The 24,516-nt window shown below is 34.1% G+C and carries 23 protein-coding genes and 1 tRNA gene; 13 read left to right on the forward strand and 11 right to left on the reverse strand.

Annotated elements, in window-relative coordinates:
- Positions 1-76: 76 nt before the first annotated feature.
- From NEF87_RS08310 to NEF87_RS08320, 3 genes are all read left to right on the forward strand, one after another.
- Positions 77-1,006 carry a carbohydrate kinase family protein gene (locus NEF87_RS08310; protein WP_457919415.1) on the forward strand — a complete coding sequence of 310 codons (930 nt, stop codon included), beginning with the start codon at positions 77-79 and terminating at the stop codon, positions 1,004-1,006.
- A 197-nt stretch (positions 1,007-1,203) separates the two neighbouring features.
- On the forward strand, positions 1,204-2,097 hold the full coding sequence (locus NEF87_RS08315) for an AraC family transcriptional regulator (RefSeq protein ID WP_457919416.1): 894 nt from the start codon (positions 1,204-1,206) through the stop codon (positions 2,095-2,097).
- Position 2,098: 1 nt separating this feature from the next.
- Positions 2,099-2,596 carry a GNAT family N-acetyltransferase gene (locus tag NEF87_RS08320; protein WP_457919417.1) on the forward strand — a complete coding sequence of 166 codons (498 nt, stop codon included), beginning with the start codon at positions 2,099-2,101 and terminating at the stop codon, positions 2,594-2,596.
- 25 nt (positions 2,597-2,621) lie between these two features.
- Here NEF87_RS08320 and NEF87_RS08325 read toward each other — a convergent pair whose 3' ends face one another.
- Positions 2,622-3,224, reverse strand: coding sequence for an SIS domain-containing protein (locus NEF87_RS08325; RefSeq protein WP_457919418.1), 603 nt, complete (start codon positions 3,222-3,224; stop codon positions 2,622-2,624).
- Between the two features lie 160 nt (positions 3,225-3,384).
- On the opposite strand from NEF87_RS08325, the gene NEF87_RS08330 reads away from it, so the two are divergent.
- Positions 3,385-3,460: transfer RNA gene (locus tag NEF87_RS08330), tRNA-Trp, on the forward strand.
- A gap of 93 nt (positions 3,461-3,553) precedes the next feature.
- Here NEF87_RS08330 and NEF87_RS08335 read toward each other — a convergent pair.
- Positions 3,554-4,231: a hypothetical protein gene (locus tag NEF87_RS08335; RefSeq protein WP_457919419.1), complete on the reverse strand. Its 678-nt coding sequence runs from the start codon at positions 4,229-4,231 to the stop codon at positions 3,554-3,556.
- A gap of 152 nt (positions 4,232-4,383) precedes the next feature.
- Complete coding sequence (locus tag NEF87_RS08340; protein ID WP_457919420.1) at positions 4,384-6,468, reverse strand: tetratricopeptide repeat protein; 2,085 nt, start codon at positions 6,466-6,468, stop codon at positions 4,384-4,386.
- Positions 6,469-6,825: 357 nt separating this feature from the next.
- On the opposite strand from NEF87_RS08340, the gene NEF87_RS08345 reads away from it, so the two are divergent.
- Both NEF87_RS08345 and NEF87_RS08350 read left to right on the forward strand, forming a co-directional pair.
- Entirely contained in the window at positions 6,826-7,386 is a 561-nt protein-coding gene (locus NEF87_RS08345) for a hypothetical protein (RefSeq protein ID WP_457919421.1), read from the forward strand.
- A 217-nt stretch (positions 7,387-7,603) separates the two neighbouring features.
- Positions 7,604-7,837, forward strand: coding sequence for a hypothetical protein (locus NEF87_RS08350; RefSeq protein ID WP_457919422.1), 234 nt, complete (start codon positions 7,604-7,606; stop codon positions 7,835-7,837).
- Between the two features lie 174 nt (positions 7,838-8,011).
- Here NEF87_RS08350 and NEF87_RS08355 read toward each other — a convergent pair whose 3' ends face one another.
- Complete coding sequence (locus tag NEF87_RS08355) at positions 8,012-8,680, reverse strand: hypothetical protein (RefSeq protein WP_457919423.1); 669 nt, start codon at positions 8,678-8,680, stop codon at positions 8,012-8,014.
- A 101-nt stretch (positions 8,681-8,781) separates the two neighbouring features.
- On the opposite strand from NEF87_RS08355, the gene NEF87_RS08360 reads away from it, so the two are divergent.
- From NEF87_RS08360 to NEF87_RS08370, 3 genes are all read left to right on the forward strand, one after another.
- Positions 8,782-9,720, forward strand: coding sequence for an MBL fold metallo-hydrolase (locus NEF87_RS08360; RefSeq protein ID WP_457919424.1), 939 nt, complete (start codon positions 8,782-8,784; stop codon positions 9,718-9,720).
- Between the two features lie 165 nt (positions 9,721-9,885).
- The gene (locus tag NEF87_RS08365; RefSeq protein WP_371806002.1) at positions 9,886-10,050 is read left to right on the forward strand and encodes a hypothetical protein; all 165 of its coding nucleotides are present in this window, start codon (positions 9,886-9,888) and stop codon (positions 10,048-10,050) included.
- 273 nt (positions 10,051-10,323) lie between these two features.
- A complete protein-coding gene (locus NEF87_RS08370) occupies positions 10,324-10,518 on the forward strand; it encodes a hypothetical protein (RefSeq protein WP_457919425.1) in 195 nt (64 codons plus the stop codon).
- Between the two features lie 135 nt (positions 10,519-10,653).
- Here the strand turns inward: NEF87_RS08370 and NEF87_RS08375 are convergent, their stop codons facing one another.
- The 4 genes from NEF87_RS08375 to sdaAB form a co-directional block, all read right to left on the reverse strand.
- Positions 10,654-12,618, reverse strand: a complete 1,965-nt coding sequence (locus NEF87_RS08375; RefSeq protein ID WP_457919426.1) for an ABC transporter permease subunit — start codon at positions 12,616-12,618, stop codon at positions 10,654-10,656.
- A gap of 217 nt (positions 12,619-12,835) precedes the next feature.
- Positions 12,836-15,871 carry a hypothetical protein gene (locus NEF87_RS08380; protein WP_457919427.1) on the reverse strand — a complete coding sequence of 1,012 codons (3,036 nt, stop codon included), beginning with the start codon at positions 15,869-15,871 and terminating at the stop codon, positions 12,836-12,838.
- 175 nt (positions 15,872-16,046) lie between these two features.
- Positions 16,047-16,925, reverse strand: coding sequence for an L-serine ammonia-lyase, iron-sulfur-dependent, subunit alpha (gene sdaAA / locus NEF87_RS08385; RefSeq protein WP_457919428.1), 879 nt, complete (start codon positions 16,923-16,925; stop codon positions 16,047-16,049).
- Positions 16,918-17,583, reverse strand: coding sequence for an L-serine ammonia-lyase, iron-sulfur-dependent subunit beta (gene sdaAB / locus NEF87_RS08390; protein WP_457919429.1), 666 nt, complete (start codon positions 17,581-17,583; stop codon positions 16,918-16,920). The genes sdaAA and sdaAB overlap by 8 nt, the downstream gene beginning before the upstream one ends.
- 66 nt (positions 17,584-17,649) lie before the next feature.
- Between sdaAB and NEF87_RS08395 the strand changes: the two genes are divergently transcribed.
- Positions 17,650-18,312, forward strand: coding sequence for a 2,5-diamino-6-(ribosylamino)-4(3H)-pyrimidinone 5'-phosphate reductase (locus NEF87_RS08395; RefSeq protein ID WP_457919430.1), 663 nt, complete (start codon positions 17,650-17,652; stop codon positions 18,310-18,312).
- Between the two features lie 17 nt (positions 18,313-18,329).
- Here the strand turns inward: NEF87_RS08395 and NEF87_RS08400 are convergent, their stop codons facing one another.
- On the reverse strand, positions 18,330-18,812 hold the full coding sequence (locus NEF87_RS08400; protein ID WP_371806009.1) for a ferritin: 483 nt from the start codon (positions 18,810-18,812) through the stop codon (positions 18,330-18,332).
- 238 nt (positions 18,813-19,050) lie between these two features.
- On the opposite strand from NEF87_RS08400, the gene NEF87_RS08405 reads away from it, so the two are divergent.
- Positions 19,051-19,425: an iron-sulfur cluster assembly scaffold protein gene (locus NEF87_RS08405; RefSeq protein ID WP_371806010.1), complete on the forward strand. Its 375-nt coding sequence runs from the start codon at positions 19,051-19,053 to the stop codon at positions 19,423-19,425.
- A gap of 15 nt (positions 19,426-19,440) precedes the next feature.
- On the opposite strand, the gene NEF87_RS08410 is transcribed toward NEF87_RS08405, so the two are convergent.
- Positions 19,441-21,354, reverse strand: a complete 1,914-nt coding sequence (locus NEF87_RS08410) for a GNAT family N-acetyltransferase (protein WP_457919431.1) — start codon at positions 21,352-21,354, stop codon at positions 19,441-19,443.
- A 170-nt stretch (positions 21,355-21,524) separates the two neighbouring features.
- Between NEF87_RS08410 and NEF87_RS08415 the strand changes: the two genes are divergently transcribed.
- Entirely contained in the window at positions 21,525-22,697 is a 1,173-nt protein-coding gene (locus NEF87_RS08415; protein WP_457920123.1) for a cysteine desulfurase family protein, read from the forward strand.
- A 126-nt stretch (positions 22,698-22,823) separates the two neighbouring features.
- A complete protein-coding gene (locus tag NEF87_RS08420) occupies positions 22,824-23,090 on the forward strand; it encodes a hypothetical protein (RefSeq protein ID WP_457919432.1) in 267 nt (88 codons plus the stop codon).
- A gap of 504 nt (positions 23,091-23,594) precedes the next feature.
- On the opposite strand, the gene larE is transcribed toward NEF87_RS08420, so the two are convergent.
- The gene (gene larE, locus NEF87_RS08425; RefSeq protein ID WP_457919433.1) at positions 23,595-24,455 is read right to left on the reverse strand and encodes an ATP-dependent sacrificial sulfur transferase LarE; all 861 of its coding nucleotides are present in this window, start codon (positions 24,453-24,455) and stop codon (positions 23,595-23,597) included.
- Between the last annotated feature and the right edge of the window lie 61 nt (positions 24,456-24,516).

The raw sequence follows: 24,516 nt of genomic DNA on the forward strand, positions 1-24,516 counted from the left end.
AAAAATTTTAGATCATTACTTGGAAAAAACCAAGGAGAAGTAAATCCTTTTTTTGTTCATAGCTGCTATTTATAACATGGGTTATGATATTATGGGAATTGGAGAAGTGGTTGTGGACTGGGTTGCCACAGTGGATCATTTTCCCGAACCTGACGAAAAAATTGATTCCAAGACTCAAAATCTATTTAGTGGAGGAGTTACTGCCAATTATTGTGTAGCTGCAGCACGATTAGGCGCAAAGGTGTCATTTTTTGGAGCAATCGGAAGTGATGACCATGGAAATTTTTTAAAGGCAGATTTCATTTCTGAGAAAATTGACTGTCAAAACCTGCTAGTTAAGGCAAATTGTCCCACTCCGGTCAATTTTATATTTGTAGTTGAAAAAACTGGCGAAAAGGTTATAATTCAAAGCCCATATATGCATACAACGGTACCTTCAATAGAAAGTTTTCAAGAAAAGATCTTATCGGGAGTTAAACTTGTCCATTCCACGGGTATATACCCCGAAATTACATTACGTGCATTTAGATATGCCCGAAAACATAATATTATAACTTCATTTGATCTAGAAAAACAGATTGCTGTTTGGGGAGTAGCCAAGCTTAAACCAATTCTTGAAAATGTAGATATTCTCTTACCAAATAAAATGGGAGCAATGGAACTCACCAATACAAATTCACCGTTAGACGCGGCCAAAATTTTCATCCAGTGGGGAATTAAAACGATAGTTATAACACTTGGTGAAGAAGGAGCTTTGGCTGTTACTAAAGATCGCATTTTACGCTTCCCCGCCAAAAAAATTAAACCTGTTGATACCACAGGAGCGGGAGATACTTTTTGTGCGGCCTTTGGTTATGCTTACGGTATTCTATCAATGCCTTTAGATAAAGCGGTTCAATACGCAAATGCAGCAGCATTTCTCAAAATTCAACATTTAGGTGCTCGAAGCGGAATGCCCAGTTCTAGTCAAGTCGAACAACTTTTGATCAAAGAAAAACTAAACTGAAAGTTTTATCTTGATTTACCATTGGTTATTCTGAAATAACTAATGTTGAATTTTCTAACAATCTCGCACCTTATTTATTAGAAGCTTTTTTGCAGCGGGTATTCATCTTATTCAGTCGGATATGAACCAAGACTTCTTTTTTTGTATTCGTTTTAAAAACCAACAAATAATATAGTCTTTGATTGTATATGATAAGTATGGATGATGAACAAGATTCTAAATCGCGACGATTATGCAAAGAGTATCAAGCGGACATTTTGGAAGTCATCCAAGCTTTAGGAAATCTCCATCGATATAAAATTCTTATGACATTGGTAGATCATAATTCCGACTTTCAAGAATTGCTTGCTATATTAAATCTCGGAAAAACTGCTACATCTCATCATTTAAGGAAATTAGGAGATCTCAACCTTATTGTAAAGACCCATCGAGGAAAATATGCAATTTCCCATGATGGAAAATCATTTCTCCATGCTATTGCCAAGGGATATTCAGAAACTTATCTCAAAAGACGATTTGATCAACAGCTCCAAACACTATACAATCAAAATAGAACAAAATTTAGGAAAAAATATAAAATGAACAAATTTCCAGTAAAAATTGTATCACTACCTCCAATGAAGGTCGCGAGTGTTAGAGCCATCAGTCCAACCCCAGAAAATGATGCTTGGACGAAATTAGAAAAATATGCAATGAAGCATAATCTGTTGGAAAATCATGAATTACATCCAATATATGGCTTCAATAATCCAGATCCAACACAAGGTCAAAAAGAATATGGCTATGAATTTTGGATCCGAGTGGATTCCTTTACCCAATCGGAAAAAGATGTCATTATCAAAGAAATCCCTAGCGCTCTATATGCTGTTAAGGAATGTAATCTCTTTGAAGAAAGTCAATCAGATTTTTTCAAAAAGAATGGAATTTTAGAATCCTGGTCCCAATTATTTCATTGGGTTGAAGAAAGTGAGTATCAACGAGGAACACATCAATATTTAGAAAAATCACTTAATCCAGGACATGATATTGAAGAATTAATTTTGGAATTGCATATGCCAATTATTAATAGCAGGAAGGGAGTTGGAAATTGATATGTCAATCCAGTTAGAAACAGATAAGATGGAAATTCTTCCAATCAATCTCACAGAAGATCTCCCAAAATTAACTGAAGTTATGAAACGAGCATTCAATGACGATGCACGCAGATTTAATAATAAACCAGAAGGAGATGGCCCTCCAGGATATGATGATGGCAATTTTTATCGTAAATGGAGTCCCCAATCTAAAGGGTTTAAAATTGTATTTCAAAATAAGATTGTAGGCGCAATTTTAGTTTTTCCTAATTCGAAAGGAAAGAGCTATCTTGGAAATATCAATATAGATCCCCAATATCAAAATCTTGGCATCGGTACCAAATTAATTCAATTTATCGAACGAAAATTTCCTTTATCAAAACTCTGGGTTCTGGATACTCCCTCTTGGGCTACCCGAAATCATCATTTTTATCAAAAAAATGGATATTCTAAAACCAAAGAAGTTGTGCATAATAAATCAATGAAGAGTTTTGTTTTTGAGAAGAGAATTGAATGATCCTAATAATGAGAGTGAATCAAATTCACTCATCTTTTTTTGCATAGGTTTTTCCAATAATCCCACCTGGATGGCGGACTTTGAACCACACATCATTAAACCCTAACTTTTCTGCAGCAGTTATCGCTAAAATATCAGCGATAATTAGCATTAGAGTAGTGGAAGTCGAAGGTACTTTGGAAACCAAACAAGATTCTTGAATTTGTCCGTATGAAATCAAAACATCTACGTCAAATTGTGGTGTGGAAGTTCCAGAAACAAGGATTGTTGGATTGGTTTGCTGATGAAATTTATGAAGGGATGCAATCATTTCTTTCACCTCCGATGTGGCACCAGAATGTGAAAAAATAATCAGGAGATCATTCTCTCGAACCTTTCCTAAATCACCATGTAAAGATTCCGCCGGATTTAGATAGAAAGAGGGGATGCCAATACTTGCCATTGTCGCACTCATTTTTTGTGCGATAATCCCCGCTTTTCCCATCCCAGTAGTAATCACAATGGAACCTTCTTTTTGGGCATTATATATACGATCCACAGCATCTTTATAATGGCTATCAATTGAAAGTGCCATAATTGCCTTTTGCTGAATTTGAAGTATTTCCCCCATACGGTCAACAATGTTCACTTTTCTTCTCCCTATTGTTCTGAGAGCTGGGACCCCTTAAAAATTCATCCAACAAGGTTTGATAAAAAAACTTTATATCGGAAAAATAACTTTCAATCTTGTTTCTGGTATTCATAGCACAACTATTTTTACATAATTGTGTGGAAACCGAATCATCTTTGGGACGTTCGTCTAGTGGCTAGGATGGTGGGCTCCAGACCCACTGATCGCGGGTTCAATTCCCACACGTCCCACCATTTCTTCACTTTTAACAAAATGTGACATCTTTTTAGGAAGTAATCCATCCATTGACAAGTGTATGGATTCATTAAACATGGGATGATTACTCATCACTGAAAACGGGTATAGCAGTTGTTATATATCCCTTGATAAGTAGATTCATATAAACTCGCTTCTATAGGCAATTTAACTATGAAATCGAGATGAACCGATAAGTCATCACAACCAGAACCAATGTTAAACGTTAATGTGTCACCCCACTTGATGACATCATTGCTTCCAATAATGATGTAAACACGAACTTGTTCATGCAAATCAAGATACATGTCAGAGATTATCTCCTTACGCCATTCCATCCACGAGACTGAAACAGTACTCTTCATTTTTAAACGTTGAGTTAAATTCTGTTCCATTGGATAACGAAATTGATCAAACCAGCGATCATCCGATTTCAGATGACAGAAAAAACCATTATTATCACGCCAAGAGGATTCAAAGGAAGTGAAATATCTTAAGTTAGGAAGAAGAGAGGAATTTACGGATAAATCAAACCATAAATATCGAATTTCCGACGAATTCATAGGGTGTGTAAGGATATGGAGCTTCCTATCATCCACTTCAATTCCAGAATAGAGACTATCATATGGGCCAGGCTTATTACAAGGACAAATTTCCCTTTCTGGGAAATTATTAAAAATTAAAATCCCAAAAAAAGCGATATTCAAACAAATTACTAAGCAAATTCCCAAAACAAAGCGTTTATGGTTCTTATGATAGCCGTGCTTCATTAGTTTTGAAAACAAATTTAAGTATATATACTTAATATTCAAAAAAAATTCTACAAAACTAACATCCATGAAATTCATGATTTGGATCAATTCCGGCTATCGAAATTTGGATTAAACATTTGCCTAATCTGATCATTTAATGTGATTTCAAGTTAATATTCAATCAAGTTTTTAATTATTTTATTTCGAATTGATTTCATTTTTTCCTTATCTATCTGGGATGCTTCAGTCAAGGTATTCATTTCTTCAATGAAAATGGATTCAATTTTTTGCCTATCAGTAAAAATTTGCTTCAATTCTTCTGGAAAAATTAAAGTAAAGAGAATATATGCCTTTCCATGCTGCCTTTCACTCGTTTGGGTGCAATCGTTGATTATAGTTGCATATATAAGCGCACGTAAGTTTCCTCCTCCAAATGGAAGTAGTCCAAATAATCCTTGATGATATTTATGTCCTTGACCTAAAGCAGATGTATACAACGAGCCACTCAAGATTAAATCTTTATACCAATTGCTATCATTTGGATCTAAATTATCAGCCAACATCACATCTGGACCCATAATTTCATCAACTTTGAAAAGAACGAGATAGATTTGATTTTGATCCCCTTTCTTCAATTTCTTTTGATTGAAAGTGGATGTTGCACTATTAATTTCATCAATGGCAAATTGAATAAAAAATGAATTGGTATCTTTACTATCTACCGATATTCCTTCTCCATTTATCTGATTTAAAGTAAAAGTATAAGTATTTTGTGAAGTGAGAATTAGGTTTGGAATTTCGCATTTTTCCGCCAATTCAATTGCTTCTCCAAAGATTTTTTTTACATTCTCAACTTGCTTTTTAATTCCAAGTAAAATTCCCTGAATTATTAGAGAAGTAATCAATTTTGGAATCAAATTTTTTTCACGAGTAAAGTTAATTGCTTTCTGAATATAATCGAATGCATGATTAAAATCACTTTGATCCATTGTTTTTTTATATTTGAGGAGATAAGCAAGAGTAAGTAATAATAAGGCATTGTTATGTAAAATGAGATTATGTTTCTCTTCTGAAATATAGCTTGCTCGAATTAGATCAATTTCAGCAAGATCATATTGCTGTAATCTTAACTCAATTCGAGCTTTTTGGATTAATACTTTAATATATTCACTTTCCGATTTCTTCAACCGCGCTATTCTGTCTGCTTCCTTTAGATAATGAAAAACCAAAGGAAAATTTTTAAATCCTAAACTTATTTCCGAGAGCGAAATACAAATATCTACTGCAAAAACCGTAACTTTGAATTCTATGACAATATCATAAGCTTCTTTTAAAAGTTCATGAGCTTTAATAGCATTTCCTTTTAACATCCAGAAAAAAGAATATTTATACAGAGTTTCTATTTTTATTTGAGGACTATCGGAATCCTTAAAAAATTGCATAGCCTTTTCAAAAAAAAGTTGAGATTTTTTAAGTTTTCCAATATTAGCAAAAAAATAGGCATAGGAAGTTAACATTCCTCCTTCAAGAGAAGATTCTGATTCATTTGTAGCGATAGTCAATCCTTCCTTCAGACAATCTTCTGCTTTTTTTATCCTACCAGTTAGGAAATAAATATCAGCAAGATTTAATAAGGAAATACCAACAGCATTATGATATGAAATTTCTCGAAACAATTCAAGAGCTTTCTCATAATTTGATATAGTATGTTCTAAAGCCCCCTCAGACTCATATAAAATTCCAATGTTATTAAAAACTCGTGCTTTTTCTAAATTACTTATTTTATTGCTTTGAGAATTTTTAATATTGATAGAAAAAAGATGTTTTGCTTCAGAAATTTTCCCATTCAAATAAAGCATATAAGCTAAATCGGTTCTAACACCAAAAGCGGATTCAAATTTCCCCAATTTTTCATATATTGATAAAGCCATCTGATCGGACCGAATTGCATCATCAAATAATCCTAAATCACGATAGACTTTTCCATATAAGAAGAAGATTTCTGCGAGCTCAAATTGATATCCTGCTTTTTCAGCAATTATTTTAGCTTTTAGTAAATATTCCTTAGATTTATTCAACTCATTGCTAAAAATGAAGAGATGGCTTAACTTAGTTAAACATTTAACTTTCTGTATAGAGTTTAGATTTTTCAAGAGTAATTGATCAAGGATTTTTTTTGCAGATTGAGGTTCAGAGAGTTTTAGCTTCAATGCTTTTTGGTATAAATGAGAAAATTCATCATTTGAAATGACCATCACCTTTACTAGGGAAATCCAAAATATATGTCATATTTTTATAAAAAGCTTAAAAAGTTTCACAATAATTTATACAACTAACAATTTTCGATTATTTACTGATTATTAATTCGAGATTTTACCCGAGCAAATGAAGGACATAAAATTTCTTGTGTAATATTAAATTAAAACCAGTAGTGTTCGAGTTATATGAATACTTAGATTGATAGGATACAAAGATACCGTTTTTATGGAAAAGGAAAGAAAAATGAAATGCGATCTATGAGAAAATATTGGGAATAACTTTGGTTAAATATGTACTAAAAATCCGTCCTTATTCTGGTAGATTTATATACCAAATTTGCGATAAATTAAATGATGCCAATATTCAAAAATTCAAAAACCAAATGGGCGCGAATCCATGATGGATTTCGCCTTATAGTATCGTTTCACCTAATTGCCTTCTTGATTTACGTCAATATTTCTGTCGCTAGAGGACCTGAATATAGTTGGGGTTATTTAGTTATCTCAATCCTAATACTTCTCTCGGCTACATTCTGGACATATATTCATTATAAACCCCCCAAAAGTCTTCAAAATCAAAAAATTGCTAAAATTGGGTTAAATATTGTAGCATTAGAATACATTTTCTGTTTTGTAATACTAATAGCAGGATTTATGGGTTTATTTAATGAGATATTATCAATTATCTTTGTATTACCTTCTATTATTCACTCACTCTTAAATTTAACGGACATAAATACTAATATGAATGGAATTCATGATCCAGACCAACATGAGATGATTTCTGATGTAAAACTAAGGAGGATTAAGAACATTAAAGTAGGAGGGTATTATTTAGGCATAGTAAGTGGTATTATATTTACAATAATACTTGTTTCTGAATTAATTAATCTTATGAGAGAAGTTAGTATTTGAGGATCATTTAAATTCATTAAAATTGAACAACTTAGTCCTTTCTTCTTCAATTAGAGAGATTATTAAAAAATGATTGACATGGAATTTAACAAAGTATCTAGAAATTTACACTTTTTTTTATTTTCTGATTCTTAACATAGATTCCAATTTTCAACCGCCATATGGTTCAATAGGACGAAACCTTTAAGTGTAGAACATATTCTTATCTTAGACAAAAATGGTAAAAAAAATAAATTTCGCACGCCCGATGCGAAGTGCTCATAATGATTGGGGAAAGTATAACGAATATGAGAATCATCTTCTACCTATTGATGAAGAAGAATTACGAAAAATGCGAAGTACACAATTTCGCAACAGAGAAAGAAGGGAGCGTAGAACAGGAATATTGATTATTGGTACTTTATGTTCGATCATCCTGGCGATTTATTTCTATGCTAAATTAAATTATTAAGAGAGCAAAAAGTTGCTGATATCTGAAGTAAGGCATAAAGATAAGGAAAATAGGAAATTTTTACTTCTTATTTCATTAATAATAGAATTCAATGAAGAAAGAAATTCAGAACGAAGCCATAACCCACCCTTTTCTTCCTGTTTTCTATGAAGGATAGCATTTTATAAATAAAAGCTATTTCTTTTGAAATATAGAATTCAATTGAGAACGAAAATCGGAATTCTCAATAAAAAGCTTAAAAATAGCAGTTATGCTAAACATTTCTTTAAGATGCCAAACAGAAAGGGGAGACGCTAAATCCGCTAAGGTTTTATCAGACTCGATGGCTTCAAATTGATCTTGAATATTTTTGCTTTCACCACTTAAGTATGTTTCAATGAGCTGTGTAAGAGGTTCAATTGAAGATTTTTCAACTTGGAAAAACCTTTGCATATACTCAGGGACAATTTTCATAAAATCTGCTCCAGAAGATGAATCCCACCAATTTTTTTTATCAAGATTTTCTTCAAAAAGAAATACCACAGCAGTTCGACAGTATAATTTCTCAGCCATGCGACTTTTTTGAGCCATTCTATGGCCCGAAACTTGTATAAGAGATGATTTTTCAAGAAATTCCATATAGCGATAGATAGTTTTCAATGCTTTAGAATATTTTTGGGTTTGGGGGTTATAATATAAATGATGAATTTCCTTGACGGTCATATGTCCATATTTCGTCAAACTTTTCATAATAAGTACGTGTTCCCTTAAAAGTTCTTCTTGTTTTAGGGAAATACGCCGAATTAGTTGAGGTTTTTTGGTTACAAAATCTTCATAATTCTTAGCGCTAATTTCATCAACCATGTGAATGCAAGTTATTCAAGATATGAAAACTTTTTAAACTTGTGAATCATTGTCATGACATGACAACCATTTGTCGATATGCAAGAATTGGATGAAAAAATATGTCAATCGAAAAAGCAGAAATTATTGAAGTTACCGATAAAATATACTTACATCGTTATACTGGAACCAGGTTCAATGAAGGAAACATTTCCTGCATTAATATGAAGTGGGGATTAATTTTTATAGATGCGGGAGCACGAATGGATAAAGCCGCAGAATTTCGAAAACAGATGGAACAAAAATTTCAAAAATCCTCGAAAATATTAGTTTTAACCCATACCGATGGGGATCACATTCAGGGAATGGATGCTTTTGCAGATCTTCAAGTAATTGTCTCTGAATCTGGAATGCAAAAGATGGTTGAAGACGAAAGGGAAGGTGCCTTCAAGAAAGAATTTCGTCAAAATCAAATTGACAAAATAATCAAAGGAGCGGAAGAACGAAAGGACCCTTTACCAGATGCATGGATGAATGACTTTGCACCTCGCTTCATTAAAGCAAAGTTTTTTCTTCCCAATATATCCTTTAAGAATCAGATGTATATCAGAGATAATACTCAAACATTAACACTAACTTTGATTCAAGGGCATACTCCTTGTTCCATTCTAATTGAGTATCGTTCAAGTGAAGATAATTCACAAAAAATTTTGTTTACGGGAGATAATCTGAATGCAGAGCATGCTGATAATTCCGGTTGTATGTTAGGGCGATCTATGGAAAGTTTGAAGCAAATTAAACATATAATTGATTCAGATTTTAATGTTTTTGTACCTGGACATGGACCTGTGGTTGATAAAGAATATGCAATTAAAACATTAGCTTATTTAACAGAAATGAAATCAAGAATAAACCAATTGATAGCAGAAAATTTATCAAAGGAAGCAATCATAACACATCCAAGTCTCCCCGTCTTCTATGAAACCAAGGTCCCAGATTTTCTCCCAAGAGTTATTTCATTATGGTATGACTATTTCAATTCAGATCCAAAATCAGTTTAATAGGACTCCCTTATTTTTTTCCCCATATGATTTTCTAGTTACCATATGGATCCATTGGAACTCTTTGGTGAATTCATATTAGACTAAGAGACTATTATATAATTAGAATCTTAGTGATTCGGGTGAAATATTATATCAATATATGAAAGCGCAAAAATGGATTTTATGAGACGGGAACACTACAATGTTGGGCGATATGATGATGTTCAAAAGGATTATGTTCAACACGATAAGAAGAATAGCATTATGAAAATGGTAGACAAATTAGTACCTTTCATCCTATTCGGTGGAATTTTTCTGATGTGGATTCTCGTTTTTAATAGAGCTTGAAGGGTAATCAACCTATCTATTTATTTTTTCAATCAACTGACCTAAAATACTTACAATTATTTAGAACTTTTCGATTTTTTCGAAAATACTTAAACTTTTAATCAATTAACAATGTATTTGGCGGATAACAAGGTTATTTTTGGGATATCTACCAGTTCGTTAAAGACTACACTTTCGTACATATCCACATTCTTCTGTTTCTTCCGAAAGGATATATAAACTGTTGTCTGTTAAATACAATTTTTTTTATTACTCCAACTTCAAGATCTATCAATGAGTTTTCATACTGCAGAATCGAACCTCATCTTGGATTGTGTATCGGAAAATCAAAAAATAATTCGTGGGGGCAAAGATCTGGACATTCAACGAGCTATTCATTATGCTTTTCCCAATGCTACAGACTATGAGACCTTCGGTTTCAAGCAAATCGGTAATGATTTGCAAATCAAAAAAATAAATTATTTTTAATTCTACAAATTTTGACTTAACCATCCATAAAACACAATACACCCTGAAATTCATTTTTCATAAATTCTTGTTCGGATAATTGAATTTAATTCGAGAAATTGGAGAAAGAAAGTAAAAAAAAGGGGACTATTTTTCTTATTCAGTATAGTTTGATAAAGCCAGGTCTGGAGAACCCTTATTTTCTTCGTCGTTTGAAGATTTAAAATTGGAGGATAAAGAGAATCCATGGGAAATCAGCATGAAACTCAAACAAACCAAAAATATTCCGAGAGCAGGCCAAAAAACAGCATGGAATGCAAATTGCATATTATTTCTCGCCAAAGCCACCCAATTTCCTAAATCGATGCTCGAAGGATCACTATATCCATAGTAAGATACTGTTGATTTCATAATAGCAATAAATGTACTATAGAAGAGAATTAAGCTAATTAATTGAGGAAGCATCTCTTTGAACAACAAATTTAACTCTTTGGCTCTTCCAGAGCGATTAATATGTTTCAATACCAGATTACGGGTCAATTGACCCAGGAATATGGCACTAAGCAATGAAAACGTAATAAATCCTAAAATATTACTAGTGCCCATTACACTAGATAGAACGATAAATAACACTGCTTGGGGTAGTAACATTATAACATTACCACAAACCATAAAGAAAGTTCCAATTTTCCCCCCTTTTGCACCCGAAATAAAACCAATCGGAATCCCAATTGTTGCTCCAACGAACGCAACTCCGAGGGAGTATGAGATTAAGGAACCAATCCCAAACATCAACCCACCCAGTACATCCCTTCCAAATCTTGTAGTTCCCAATAAGTGTTCTGAACTTGGAGGCATATAATCACCACCCATTGAGACACCACTAATATCGACCTTATTGAAGAAGATTGGGGCTAAAATAGCTAAAAGAATTAAAACGGCAAATAAACTAAGCCCAACAATTATGGAGGGAACTTTGAAATACGATTTAATGTCATCCGATGAGAGCGAGTCACCATCATCATTCTCAACTTGTGGAGATTTTTGAAAATTTGGTCCTTCATCTTTACGATGAAATGCAGCTAACTCTCCATTATCTTTATCACGTATTACGTGAATCACATTCAAGATAAAATTAGGAAGAAGAAAACTTAGGAGAAGGAGAAATACTATAGCATTCACTACATAGTAATCCACAGCATTTATCGCCATAATTAGAAGACTTGATATTCCAGAAAGATTAAAAATGCTTTCTACGGAGATAAGTGCCATAAAAATTACACTAAAATTGAATGCATATAATGAAGTTTGATCTATATAAGGTTCTGCTATATTCTTAATTTTTTTTAAGCGATTTGCACGAACTACAGGAATTAATAAACTTCCAAACAAAAAACTCATCGTTAAACAAGGTAATAGAAGATGCAATAGTACATCGCCAAACATTGGAAGATTCAAATTCAAAAGTGAATCGAGTAAAGGAAAACCAGTAATCATTTCACTAATATAAGTTATTTCATACGTAGTAGACATGTAATTTGAATAAAATGGAAAAATTTGGCTTTCTAATGCAAGCAAAAATTGAAAGAGCAGAGCTACGAACACCAAAGGCACTCCAAAATAAATTTTTGAGAAACACAAAATTCCACGATCACTCGTTTGTGTTTCTTTTTTTGCAGCAAGTCTTCCTAGAGGAATTGCTAAAATAAGGGTAATTAACAATGTAACTCCACAAATTTCAATAGATCTTGGGAAATTTCGTATTATTAATTCCCAAACAGGTGTTCCAGAACTAATTGATATCGAGGTCCCCCAATCACCACTGAGTAAAACTCCAATATATTTGAAAAATTGAACAATTACATGTTGATCCAACCCTAATCGTTCCACATTCTCAAGATATGCTTGTCTTTGAGCATCTGAAGTAAAACCTCCATTTGCAAGCAACATTTTATAAGGATTATCGGGCATCATACGAGTAAGTATAAAAGTTGCGAGTATTCCAATAAATAAATAGGCGATAAAACAGATTCCTTGATATAATATCCGTTTGGCAATGAGATTAGGAGAAGAATCGGAATCTACAGTTAAATTAGGTTCTTTGTCTAATTGGTATGACATTTTTTTATTCAGCTTTTTTTTTATCATCGAACAAATTAATGAACATTTTGTTAATCTAATTAGGAGATGTTATGGTATAAAAATCTAAGGGTCATTTTCAGATTCAACCTAAAATTCATCCAAAATCTATGAACTACGAGGGTGAAGAAAAATAAGGCAGCATATGGTTCTTATGGTGTTGGAATATAAATATAAAAAAAAAATATAAATCGTGCATTTATATGGGATTTTTCTTTTTGTAGACCACTACCCCACCAATGATTGCAATAATGGCAACCCCTCCTCCAATGGATACAGGAAGTACCCATGAAGGTACCTTTGTAACATCATCTTGAGTAGAGGAAAGTGTTAAATTTGGAGTTAGGAGCTGAACACCATAACTTGCTATATTTAACCGATATTGAACATATTCGGAGGTATTCACATCAGCGGCAACAAATATAAATTTGAAGCTAGATGGAGCAATCCCTAATTCTATAGAATCATTCACATTTCCTGAAAATAGAGGATAAACATTTGACATAACGGGGCCAGTATTATCTAACCATATATTATCAAAAATTAATCCAGCAGAGATCGGGTTTTGAGTATTGGTACTTTGGAAAACAAATTGGTACCAATCATAGAGATTTCCTTCAACGGAAACAATTACCCCATCATGGTGAGATTCATTATAAGAACCGGAAAATCCATAGGTGTTATAATCTTCAAAATCCAATTCACTGAGATCAATTGGACTAGAACCAATGGAAGGATATGTTTCAGTTTCATAACGTGCTACATCATCGAATGTAACTATTCTAAACTTAACCTCTTTGGTGATAGGTACATTTGTATAGGTGCTTGTACTTTCATCATAAGTTCGATCGTAGACTTGATAAGGCCAAATAGACCAGAGAGCATCACCAGATCCAAAAAGACCATTATCGGATAATTCAAGATAGATATAATCCTGAGAATCAAATTCATCAAATCCGTCGAGGTTGAGAGTATAATCTTTAGTTTCTTTTTGAAGCTTAGTCATATTATCAAATTTTGAAATTAAATTAATCTCAGAGTTAACTTTCACATATAAATTTGTATAGGGATACATTTGCACTTTAGGGGAAGCAGAATTATGTGGAGCAAGAGCAGGAATTGAACTGGGAGAAGGAACCAAACACCTCAATCGATACCAATACATAGATTTATTGACATCGGGCATAGCACCTCCCCAATCAGGATCACTCACTTTATTAAACTCAGTAAAAACTTGAGGATAATCAAAATTGATCTTTCCACTTTGTCCTAAAGTTCCCCCTGTAGTATTAGTCCCATCGGATAAAATATTCATATTCGTCCAATCGTTATCCGAATCGTTATCCAACCATTGCCAAGTATAATTACCCGTAGAAGAACTGACATTCACTAAATTAAAAGCCATGCTATCAACTTGTTGATCACACCCGAAATAGACATAATGACTTGTTGCACTTCCATTAACAAATAAGTCCAACGCAGATCCACTAGTTGTTTGATTTAAGTACTCAGTTCCATTCCAAATCCACACTTGAGTATCAGATACATCCATAACTCTATCGAAGATGAGTGGATTATCAGCGGGATAGATGCTGACATTATAACCAAATCGAATGGAATCATCATACTCGAACGACCGAGTTGATGGATAATTAACAGTATAAGTTGAAGTATCATAAAAAGGAGCACTCGTTAATTGACTCATGTCTGATTTCAAAATGTAATCGTTAATTTTAGTATGATGTTTGCTAGTGATTTCATCTCGATCTAAAATGTATGATTGGAATTCTACCACATCTGTCTGTAATTTCGAAGTACTATGAATAAATAATCGATAAATGCCTGGAACCAAATCATAATAATAATCTGACACACTTCCACTTGCAATAGGGGCGTTTATTTTTAAATAGCCAGTTTCATCGCTTAAATAAAAGAAATCATTAGCTGGGTCATATACACCAGCTCCACCTTGATGAATAGTATAGTTCAAAAGAACTGAGGTTGGTTCAGTTCCAGTGACATTGAATTGGATGATTGCTCTCTGAAAAGTGGGATCTACACTATAAAGACTTGTATTGCCCAATTCATACTGGTATGTCGGAATTTCATCATTGTAAACAGCGAAATTATAATAAAGAGGGATGTTCCAAAGTGTATTGAAATATTGATTGTGTAAAACTGCAAAATAGGCAGTACCGTCTTCACTTATAGGAATGAACGTATCTGTTCCATCAGTTGCAATAGTATCCATTTGATACCCAGAAATACTTGGAAGGAGTAAGAAACTCATGGGGGATCCCCATATTTCAGCATAATTAAATCGAAGGTATTGTCCGGTGGAAACGGGGAATGAATATAATTGAATTGGGAAATATGCACTCTCTGACATCAATGTGGATGGATCAATTTCCTCAGAATTACTATCTTGGTATATAACACGATCTCCAATATCTAAATCTGTGATATCAGTGATTCCCACTAGTTCAAAAGTGACATAACGTGTAGTGGTTTTAAAGAAAAGAGTATAACTTCCAGCATAATCTGCCCAGAAATATGCAAATTTCCGAATGGTTGTCCCACCTCCCATTCCATCAGCGAGTAAAGGAAGTAAATTTTCCGCAGTAAACCCAATTTCTGTTCCATTTTTGTTTATTAAATGGGGACTATTCAAAGTAGTATCAGCTTCATAGTAGAAAATATACAAACCTGGTGCTCCAACAATTAATTCCAATTCTCGATAATCAGACATAATAAATGTATCAAATCCAGTTTTGGCACCAACATTTAAAGATCCCAATTGTACTGATGAAAGTGAGAGATTATATGATGCAGTTTCTCCACTCTCAATATCATTATTCGAAATATCAAGCCATTCAACAGCCCAAGGATTTTCCAAAGGATCAACACCCCATGTTTCTTCTAATGTTCCAAGTGATGTAGGATATCCTTTTTCATTTGTTGTTGAAAATGTTTTTGTTCCTATTTGATTATCTTCAAAATCAACATAGGTGAACACACCCGGTTGATCCCCTGCTACATGAACATTGAAAGGATAATTTTTAGCAGGAAGCATAGCAATTTTTGTATTAGTTGGAAACTCACTGTCAATGGACACAGATTCAGTGCTATTTATAATACTAGACTGAGTTTCAGCAGGTAAAGCTGTACCAGGACCCATCAACATGGAAATGACACACAATACAAAAGCGTATGTTATTATTTTTTTTGTTTTCATAGATTTTCACTTTTTTTTGAAGTTTTTTGTTTTGATTGATGAGTCACATTCGTTTTTGGAAATATAAATATTGTGGCCTTAATCAAATCCATTTGCTCAAATATAATTAGATTGATTTGAAATCATTCTGAAATAAACTAATTTTTGAAGAATTCAAACAAAAAAGCAAAAAAAATTAATAATTCTTATCATCCTTGGAACCAAAAATCTGCCTCTGAATTCGTTTTCCCGTCGGTGAAGCTGCAAGTCCACCATTCCCAGTCTCTCGTAAGTCTTCAGGTAATTTACGCCCAACTTTCATCATAGCTTCGATAACTTCATCAGCGGGAATTATAGAAGTCACTCCGGAAAGCGCCATTTCGGCAGCGAGAAATGCATTCATGACACCAATTGCATTACGTTTGATACAAGGAGAAATTACTAAACCCGCTACGGGATCACAAACCAAACCCAAAAGATTTTTTAATGTCAAGGCAACGACTTGCCCAATTTGGTCGGGAGAACCACCTGCCATATATGCGATAGCAGAACCCGCCATTGCTGATGCCACCCCCACTTCAGCTTGGCATCCCGCTTCACTTCCAGACAAAGACGCTAAATTTCCAATAATAGCTCCAACAGTTGCACCGACTAAAAACGCATTTAAAACATCTTCATTGGATTTATCTAGCATCTGTTGAGCCTTAAAAATGACTGCAGGAAAAATACCCGAAGATCCAGCAGTTGGACAAGCGCAAATTACACCCATTCCATTACTATATTCCATAATTGACATCGCCCAATATATTGCTTCTTTTAAATCTTTCCCGATAAAGATTGGGGCACCCATCATATGTTGCGATTGCTCAATAACTTCTTTGATTGGGAGATCGATGTCCAAAGTGTTTCCTTTTTCAAGAGATTGTAACATTATATCAAGTGAATGTTGCGCTCTATCAAGAATTTCCTTATGAGACCTTCCAGTAGTTAAAGATTCTTCATTTAAAATAATCTCATGCATTGGGAGATTTTCTTTTTTCACTATGGAAATTAAATCAGCCATATCCTCAAACATTTATAGCCCTCACCTCTTTCATTTCTGGAATCTTTCTTAAAGCAGATATTAGTTCATCTGGAATTTGTTTTGTTAATTCAATCCAACTCATTGCAATTTTTTTCCGAATATTGCGGGAAAGGTGCATTTCGCTAATATTTATATCAAATATCGAAACAACACTAGCGATATTTGCCAATACTCCAGGAATATCATCGTGAACTTCAACAATAGTAGGAGAATCCGCATCAAAGCCCGCTTCTAATCCATCTATTTCTTTGATTCGTATATTGCCACCTCCAATGGAAGAACCCACAATTGAAAGCTGTTTTTTATCCGTTTTCATAACAATTTTGATGGAATTTGGATGATAATCAGGACCCAAATCAGCCATTTCAAATTTAAATTTCATAGACTTTTCTTGAGCATGCTGAAAACTAAATGGAATTCGTTCATCGTCAGGTTTATAGCCAAGTAATCCCCCAACTATGGCTACATCGGATCGATGGCCTCGATATGTTTCAGCAAACGACCCGTGCAAATATATCTTAGCCTCAAGAGGCATCCCCCCAAAGATAATATGGGACACATATCCAATCCGACAGGCCCCAGCTGTGTGAGAAGAACTCGGCCCTACCATGATGCGACCAACCACATCAAAAATGGAATCATATTTCACAATGATCAATTAATGCTATTTTCCAATAAAACTTTAGGCGTGCTAGTTAAGATTATATTAAGAAAAATGAATCGTTGTGAATTTATCTATAATGCCGCCATGACTATAGATGGAAAAATTGCCACTCGGGAAGGAGACTCGCAACTTTCCGATGAGTTGGATTGGAAGGAAGTCCATGCCATCAGGAGGGATGTAGATGCAATTATGGTCGGAATCACGACAGTCCAACAAGATGATCCCAAATTAACAGTCAAGTTTTACGGGCCTTTAAAAAAATATCCCACTCGTATTATTATTGATAGCCGAGGGAAAATACCTATAAATGCGAGAGTGATTAACTTTGAAAAGGATAAATATCCCACATTAATTGCGACCACCACCCATATAGACCCAAAAAAGAAGGAACAGTTGATTCAGAAAGGAGTGACTGTCATCGAAGCGGGAATAAATCAACACGTTGATCTCTTGTTATTAGCCAAAAAGTTATGGGAATTAGGCATCAAGAAAGTACTCTTAGAAGGAGGGGGAACTTTGGCTTGGGGATTATTGGAACAAGATCTCATTGATGAAATTAGATTATTTGTAGCTCCATTTTTAACCGGTGGAAAAAAAGCCACGAGCTTGATTATGGGGGAAGGATTTCCAAAAATACTTTCCTCCCGAAAATTCAATTTGGTAGACCTCAAGAGCCGAAATTCGAATGTTATAGTAAAATATTCTCGTAAATAGAAAAGAAATAAAAAAACTTATGAACGTTTCAAGTGATGATCCCAGAGACCATCTTTTTTCCCTTGTAATTCATATGTCGCTAAGAGATCATTTGCTGCATCTTCTTCTTCTACTTGCTCTTTGACATACCAATTTAGAAATTCGATAGAAGGGTAATCTTTAGTTGATTGGGCGAGATCCATCAATTCATGAATTTTGCTTGTAATAAATTGCTCATGACCAATAGACAACTTAATGGTTTCTTCGGTGTTTTCAAATTCCGATTTTACTGCTTCCAAGGTACCTAATTCCACGTGTCCACCGCGTTCGGTAATGAATTTCATAAATTTCTCTGCATGCGCAAATTCTTCTTTGGCTTGCAGATGCATCCAGCTTGCATAGTGATGCATTGAACGTTCTTCCGCCCACCGGGAAATACCTAAATAGATGTAAGCAGAATGTAATTCTTCCACGATCTGCTTATTCATTGCAGATTCCATTTCTTTACTTAATTTTGACATAATATCACTTCTAATCCAATGATTAGATATACTTCAATTAAAAACTTACAATTACGTAAAGAAAGAAATTTGGTTAGAATTCTTATTTTTTGTTAGGAAATTGGATCAAAAAATGATAAGACTTATTTTAGACAATTAAAACGGAGAATTTTTTGATGTCTTAAAAGCTAAAATTTCAAAAAAAAAGGAAGGTTAATAGAGTTATATAATTTTATCTTTAAAAATTCTGTGAGTAATTATGTATTCTGACAAAGTTATGGATCATTTCCGAAAACCCCGTAATGCAGGTGTGATTGAAAATCCGGATGCTGTAGGAGAAGTTGGTAACCCTGCATGCGGTGATGTTATGAAGATTTATTTAAAAATTAACAAGGACGAAATTATTAATGAAATTAAATTTCAAACCTTTGGTTGTGCCTCAGCTATTGCATGTTCATCAATGGTGACGGAACTTGCTATAAATAAGCATATTGATGTTGCCGAAAAGATATCTCGCAAAGATATTGCAGATGCATTGGATGGTTTACCTGCACCAAAAATGCATTGTTCTAATTTGGGAGCTGATGCACTTCAAGAAGCTATCAAAAACTATCGTTCAAGCAAACAATCTTGATATTTTCTCTTTTTATTACTTATTCTCATCAAATAAAAATTCAAAGAACCAACCGCTTTCTTCTGCAGTAACCTTCACACTGTAACCACAATTTTTTATGATATGTTCCATGGCTTTATTTTCCCACATTATTTCTCCATTAAAACCAGCCAATTCTTTTTCTTTGGCAATTCTAATCAATTGCTGCAGCATATAAGTGGTGAGACCTTTGTTTCTCCATTCATTATGAACAGTAAAAGCAATTTCAGCAAGATTCTTGGTAGAATTCTTTTCATAACTGCATAAAGCCACCGCCTTCTCGTGCCCAACTTCCCCAACTACACCAATTAGACCTAATATATTTTCATAATCCATTAAGATATCCATTTGAACATCTGGACGTTCAAAATATTTCTTTTTCCTAAAAAATCGATAGATACGACTTTCTTCATCCAGTGAATAATAGAGATCTTGTACCAGTCGTTCATCAGTGGGGAGAATCGGGCGAAAATGGACTTCGAGGATGTCATCAATCATGAAGACAGAGCGATATTTTTCAGGATAAATGATCACGTGCCCTGTTGCATCAGTGGCTAACTGTTGGTCAGAGTAACAATAATTAAGTTTCTTCGCTTCATCCAACAACCACTTCCTAAATTTAGGATGAGCAATAGATATTAAAGCAAGAGCCCTTTCCCGAATATTTTTTCCATATAACTGGGCAATACCATATTCAGTCACAACATAATGAACATCTGCCATTGTTAAGGAAACATGAGATCCAGAAATAAGTGTTGGAACAATCCGAGATAAACTACCCCCAATAGCTGTAGAAGGAAAACAAATAATGGGCATCCCACGCTTTGAGTATGAAGCACCTCGACTAAAATCAACTAAACCCCCAATTCCAGAATAAAATATTGGCCCAATCGAATCCGCATTGATCTGTCCCATCAAATCTACGCTGATTGCTCCATTGATTGTTGTCATCTGATGATTCTTTGCAATCAACAGGGGATTATTCGTATAATTGGCGGGTTGAAATTCGATCCCCAAATTGTCATCCACATAATCAAACAGTTTTTTTGTCCCTAAACCGAAACAAGCCACAGATCTCCCAGGGGAAACGGTTTTCAATTTATTAGTCACAGCACCTTGCTCAATTAAATCCACGAAACCATCAAAAAAACTGTCGGAATGAATCCCCAAATTTTTATGATCTATTAACTCGTTCAATACGGCATGAGGAACATCACCCAACCCCACTTGAATTGTGGAACCATTGCGAATTAACGAGGCCACATTTTTAGCTATTTTGCAAGTGGTCTCATCTGGTGTTTTATGCTTATATTCTAAAAGTGGTTTTTCATTATAGACAAAATGATCGATCTTGCTCATATGAACAAATGAGTTGCCGTGCACTCTGGGAACAAAGGGATTCACCTCTGCAATCACTAATTCGGCTTCTTCCATGATAGGTTTAGCAACATCAACATTCACACCCAAGGAACAATAATCATTCTTATCTGGGGGTGAAACTTGAATTAAAGCCACATCAATTGATTTTCGACCGGAATGAAATAAAGCAGGGATATCAGATAATCCCATTGGAGTGTAATCCGCTTGCCCTGAATTTACAGCATCCCGAATAGATTGTTCTCCCAAAAAAAAGGCATTATATCGAAACAAATCTTGAGGTTTATGTTTTAGTATTTTTTGATTATTGGAATAAATGGATAAAAAGTGATGAATCTCAATATCTTTCAAATATTGATGTTGGCGATACAATTCCGAGGTCAACTTTTGAGGTTGAGAACATCCAGAATGGATAAATAATTTATTGCCAGGTTTTAATAACTTAATGGCATCTTGAGGAGTAATTTCTTTGTGACCGAAGTTATTATACCATCGGGCAAGATTTTGCCACACTTCACTTTTCTTATTTTCCATTCTTGCATAGAATTAGTTTTTTTTAGATAAAAATTTTCTTTTAAGTGAATAGCAATGAACTGGTTTTATTTACCATAACTAATTCATTGAAAATCCTTATTTAGAAAAAGAAAAAAGGTTAATTTGGGTCCGAATAGATCTTATTCGTTGAATTTTACATGGAAGATAAGATTTATTTAGACAATGCAGCGACTACACGTTGCCATGAAGATGTACTGAAAGAAATGATACCTTATTTTACAGATATATATGGAAATGCTTCTTCACTTCATACAATGGGCCAAGAAGCCAGAAAAATCATCGAAAATGCCCGTGCTAGAATTGCAAAATACTTGAATGCTAATCCAAACGAGATCATTTTTACTGGAAGTGGTACAGAATCAGACAATATAGCCATCTTAGGAACTGCCCGCAAACTTAAATCACGCGGAAATCATTTAATTACTTCAAATATCGAACACCCAGCAGTTCGAAATACGTTCCACCATTTACAAAGAGAAGGGTTCGAAATAACTGAAGTTCCAATATCCCCAAATGGGACAGTCTCAGTTAAAGATGTAGAAGATGCAATCCGTCCAGAAACAATTTTCATTTCAATTATGTATGCGAATAATGAAATAGGGTCAATCCAACCTATTGAAGAAATCGCAAAACTTGCAGATGACCGTGATATCATTTTTCACACTGATGCAGTCCAAGCTCTGGGAAAATTAAGATTGGATCTGAAAAATTCTCACATTCATTTATTAAGTGCATCAGCTCATAAAATAATGGGTCCGAAAGGTGTTGGGCTATTGTATTTTAAAAATAAATGTCGGCATCCAAAGTTAGGTAAATTTTTAGAACCAATTACTTATGGAGGAGGGCATGAAGGAGGATACCGGTCTGCAACAGAAAATGTTCCAGGTATAGTAGGATTTGCTAAAGCCATTGAAATCGCCTACAATGATTTGGAAGCGGAACAAACCCGAGAAAAAAAAATTCGCGATGATTTTATAACTTGGGTACTCACAAACATCCCAGAATCCTATCTGAATGGATCCCAAGAAAACCGATTAGCAAATAATATTAACCTCGGTTTTAGATATATTGAAGGCGAATCCCTTCTATTATATCTTAATGATGAAGGTTTTGAAGTTTCCACAGGATCAGCATGCTCTTCACATTCATTAGAACCTTCCCATGTACTATTAGCTTTAGGGTTGGAAAAGGCAGAGGCTCATGGATCATTGCGAATCACCCTTGGAAGAGATGTAAATCAAGCAGATATGAACAATTTAAAGCCAGTTCTCAAACAAGTCGTTGAAAACTTGCGAAAACTTTCTCCTTTAGCACCACATTAATTGATTGGTAAGCTGAATTTTTTTCTAGTTTCATTTCCTCAAGGAGAATATTTTTTTAGTCATGTTTTAACGATCGTTATAGGATTAAATATCCTTTTGATTCTAATTGGAACTTATATTCCTTTTATGAAGAATACACGCTCGATGATGAATTCAAATGATAACCAACGAATTAATAATCAAAAAAGGAAGATTTTTCTGAAAATTGGAATGAAATATATAGATATTGTAGGAATTTTCCCTTTAATGTTGATCCCGTTTATTTTCTTCAATGATGTAGAATCCATTGGGATTTTTTTGGGAATCGCAGCAATTTTCGCAACATGTTCCATAGGTAGTGACATATATCAATATCGAGGCAAGATAGAAAAAGAAACAATTGTTAAATCCTAATGGATTCTTTGAATACTTCATCAAATTTCTTATTTTTTATTTGTTTTTTATATTTTAATTGTGCATAATTAGTGCACAAACTTTATATATCATTTTCACTGATCAATACTTAGTGATACCCTTGAAAGTAACAAAGAAAGCTCAAGAATATATGCAAGAACAATCGAAGCAATTTGAAAATCCGGCTTTGGTAGTGTTCGAACGTGTCTATCGTGGATGATGTGGCACGGAAAAAGTCAATACAGTCGTTATTGCAGATCAAAAACAAATCGGAGATAAAAATGCTTTTGAAGAGAAAAAAATGGAAAATCTTGAATTTCCATTATTCTTGGATAAGAATCTCATCGGTTTATGGGATCGAACCAAAGTCGATCTCGTTGGTTGGTCTAGCTTCAAACGATTAGCATTAGTATAGACTCTAAAACTCAGAGGAATGACACAAATTCGTAAACCTTGGAATTTGTTGACACCTATGCCATAGGATTCTGAGCACAATCCCCTTTTTTATAGCATTTCATGCATGGAACCACTTTTAAATCCATGTAAATCAATTGTGACGTACGTAAACCCAAATTTTTTTAGTTGAGATACGATTTTTTGTTGAAATCCCCTCTTTATAATTTGTTGATGAATCTCATTTTCACATTCAATGCGACCTAACAAATTAGTTGTTGGATGGAGTACATGAAGCCTTACACGAAGAGGACTATGATCATTTTTCAGAAGAGTCCGTATAAATTGCTCACTTTGATCAATTTGAGCAAGAATCTGTGGAGTTAGGGGAACGTTGAAGGGTACCCGTGATGCCAGACATGCTTGAGAAGGGATATCCTTTGATGGTAAATTAAGAATTTGACTAATTTGAATGATTTCTGCTTTTGAGAGTTCGGCTTCAGCTAGAGGAGACCGCACAGGAGTTTCCTTTAATGCTTTCAATCCAGCGCGTGTAGTCGATAAATCGGAGAAATTCGTACCATCAACAACCAGATCAAATTGACGTTGTTCAGCCAAAGTTAAGAGAATTTTTAATATTTGCTGCTTACAGAAATAGCATCTTGCTTCTGAATTCTGGGCAATATCAGGAATTGCCAAGGTATTCACCTCAATTATTTCAAGCGTTAATGATAATTCTTTACTAAATTTCTGGGCTTGTAAAAACTCTTGTTGAGGAGTGGTGGGAGCTTTAATTAATACTACTAAAACTTTTTGTGCAAATTCCTTTGCAAGAAAAGCAAGAAAAGTACTATCGATTCCACCAGAGAAAGCAACAATAACCTTTTGATCCTTAAACATGGCTTGTATAATATCAATTTTTTTCCATAAATCTTTTGTAAATTTATTACGATCTAATTGTGAGCTAACCATTATCCCTACTTCCATTGAACAATTGGTGCTAAAAAAGCGCATCGAATATATTTCATAAATT

The sequence above is a fragment of the Candidatus Lokiarchaeum ossiferum genome (genome assembly GCA_025839675.1).
Taxonomy (GTDB): domain Archaea; phylum Asgardarchaeota; class Lokiarchaeia; order Sigyniarchaeales; family Promethearchaeaceae; genus Lokiarchaeum; species Lokiarchaeum ossiferum.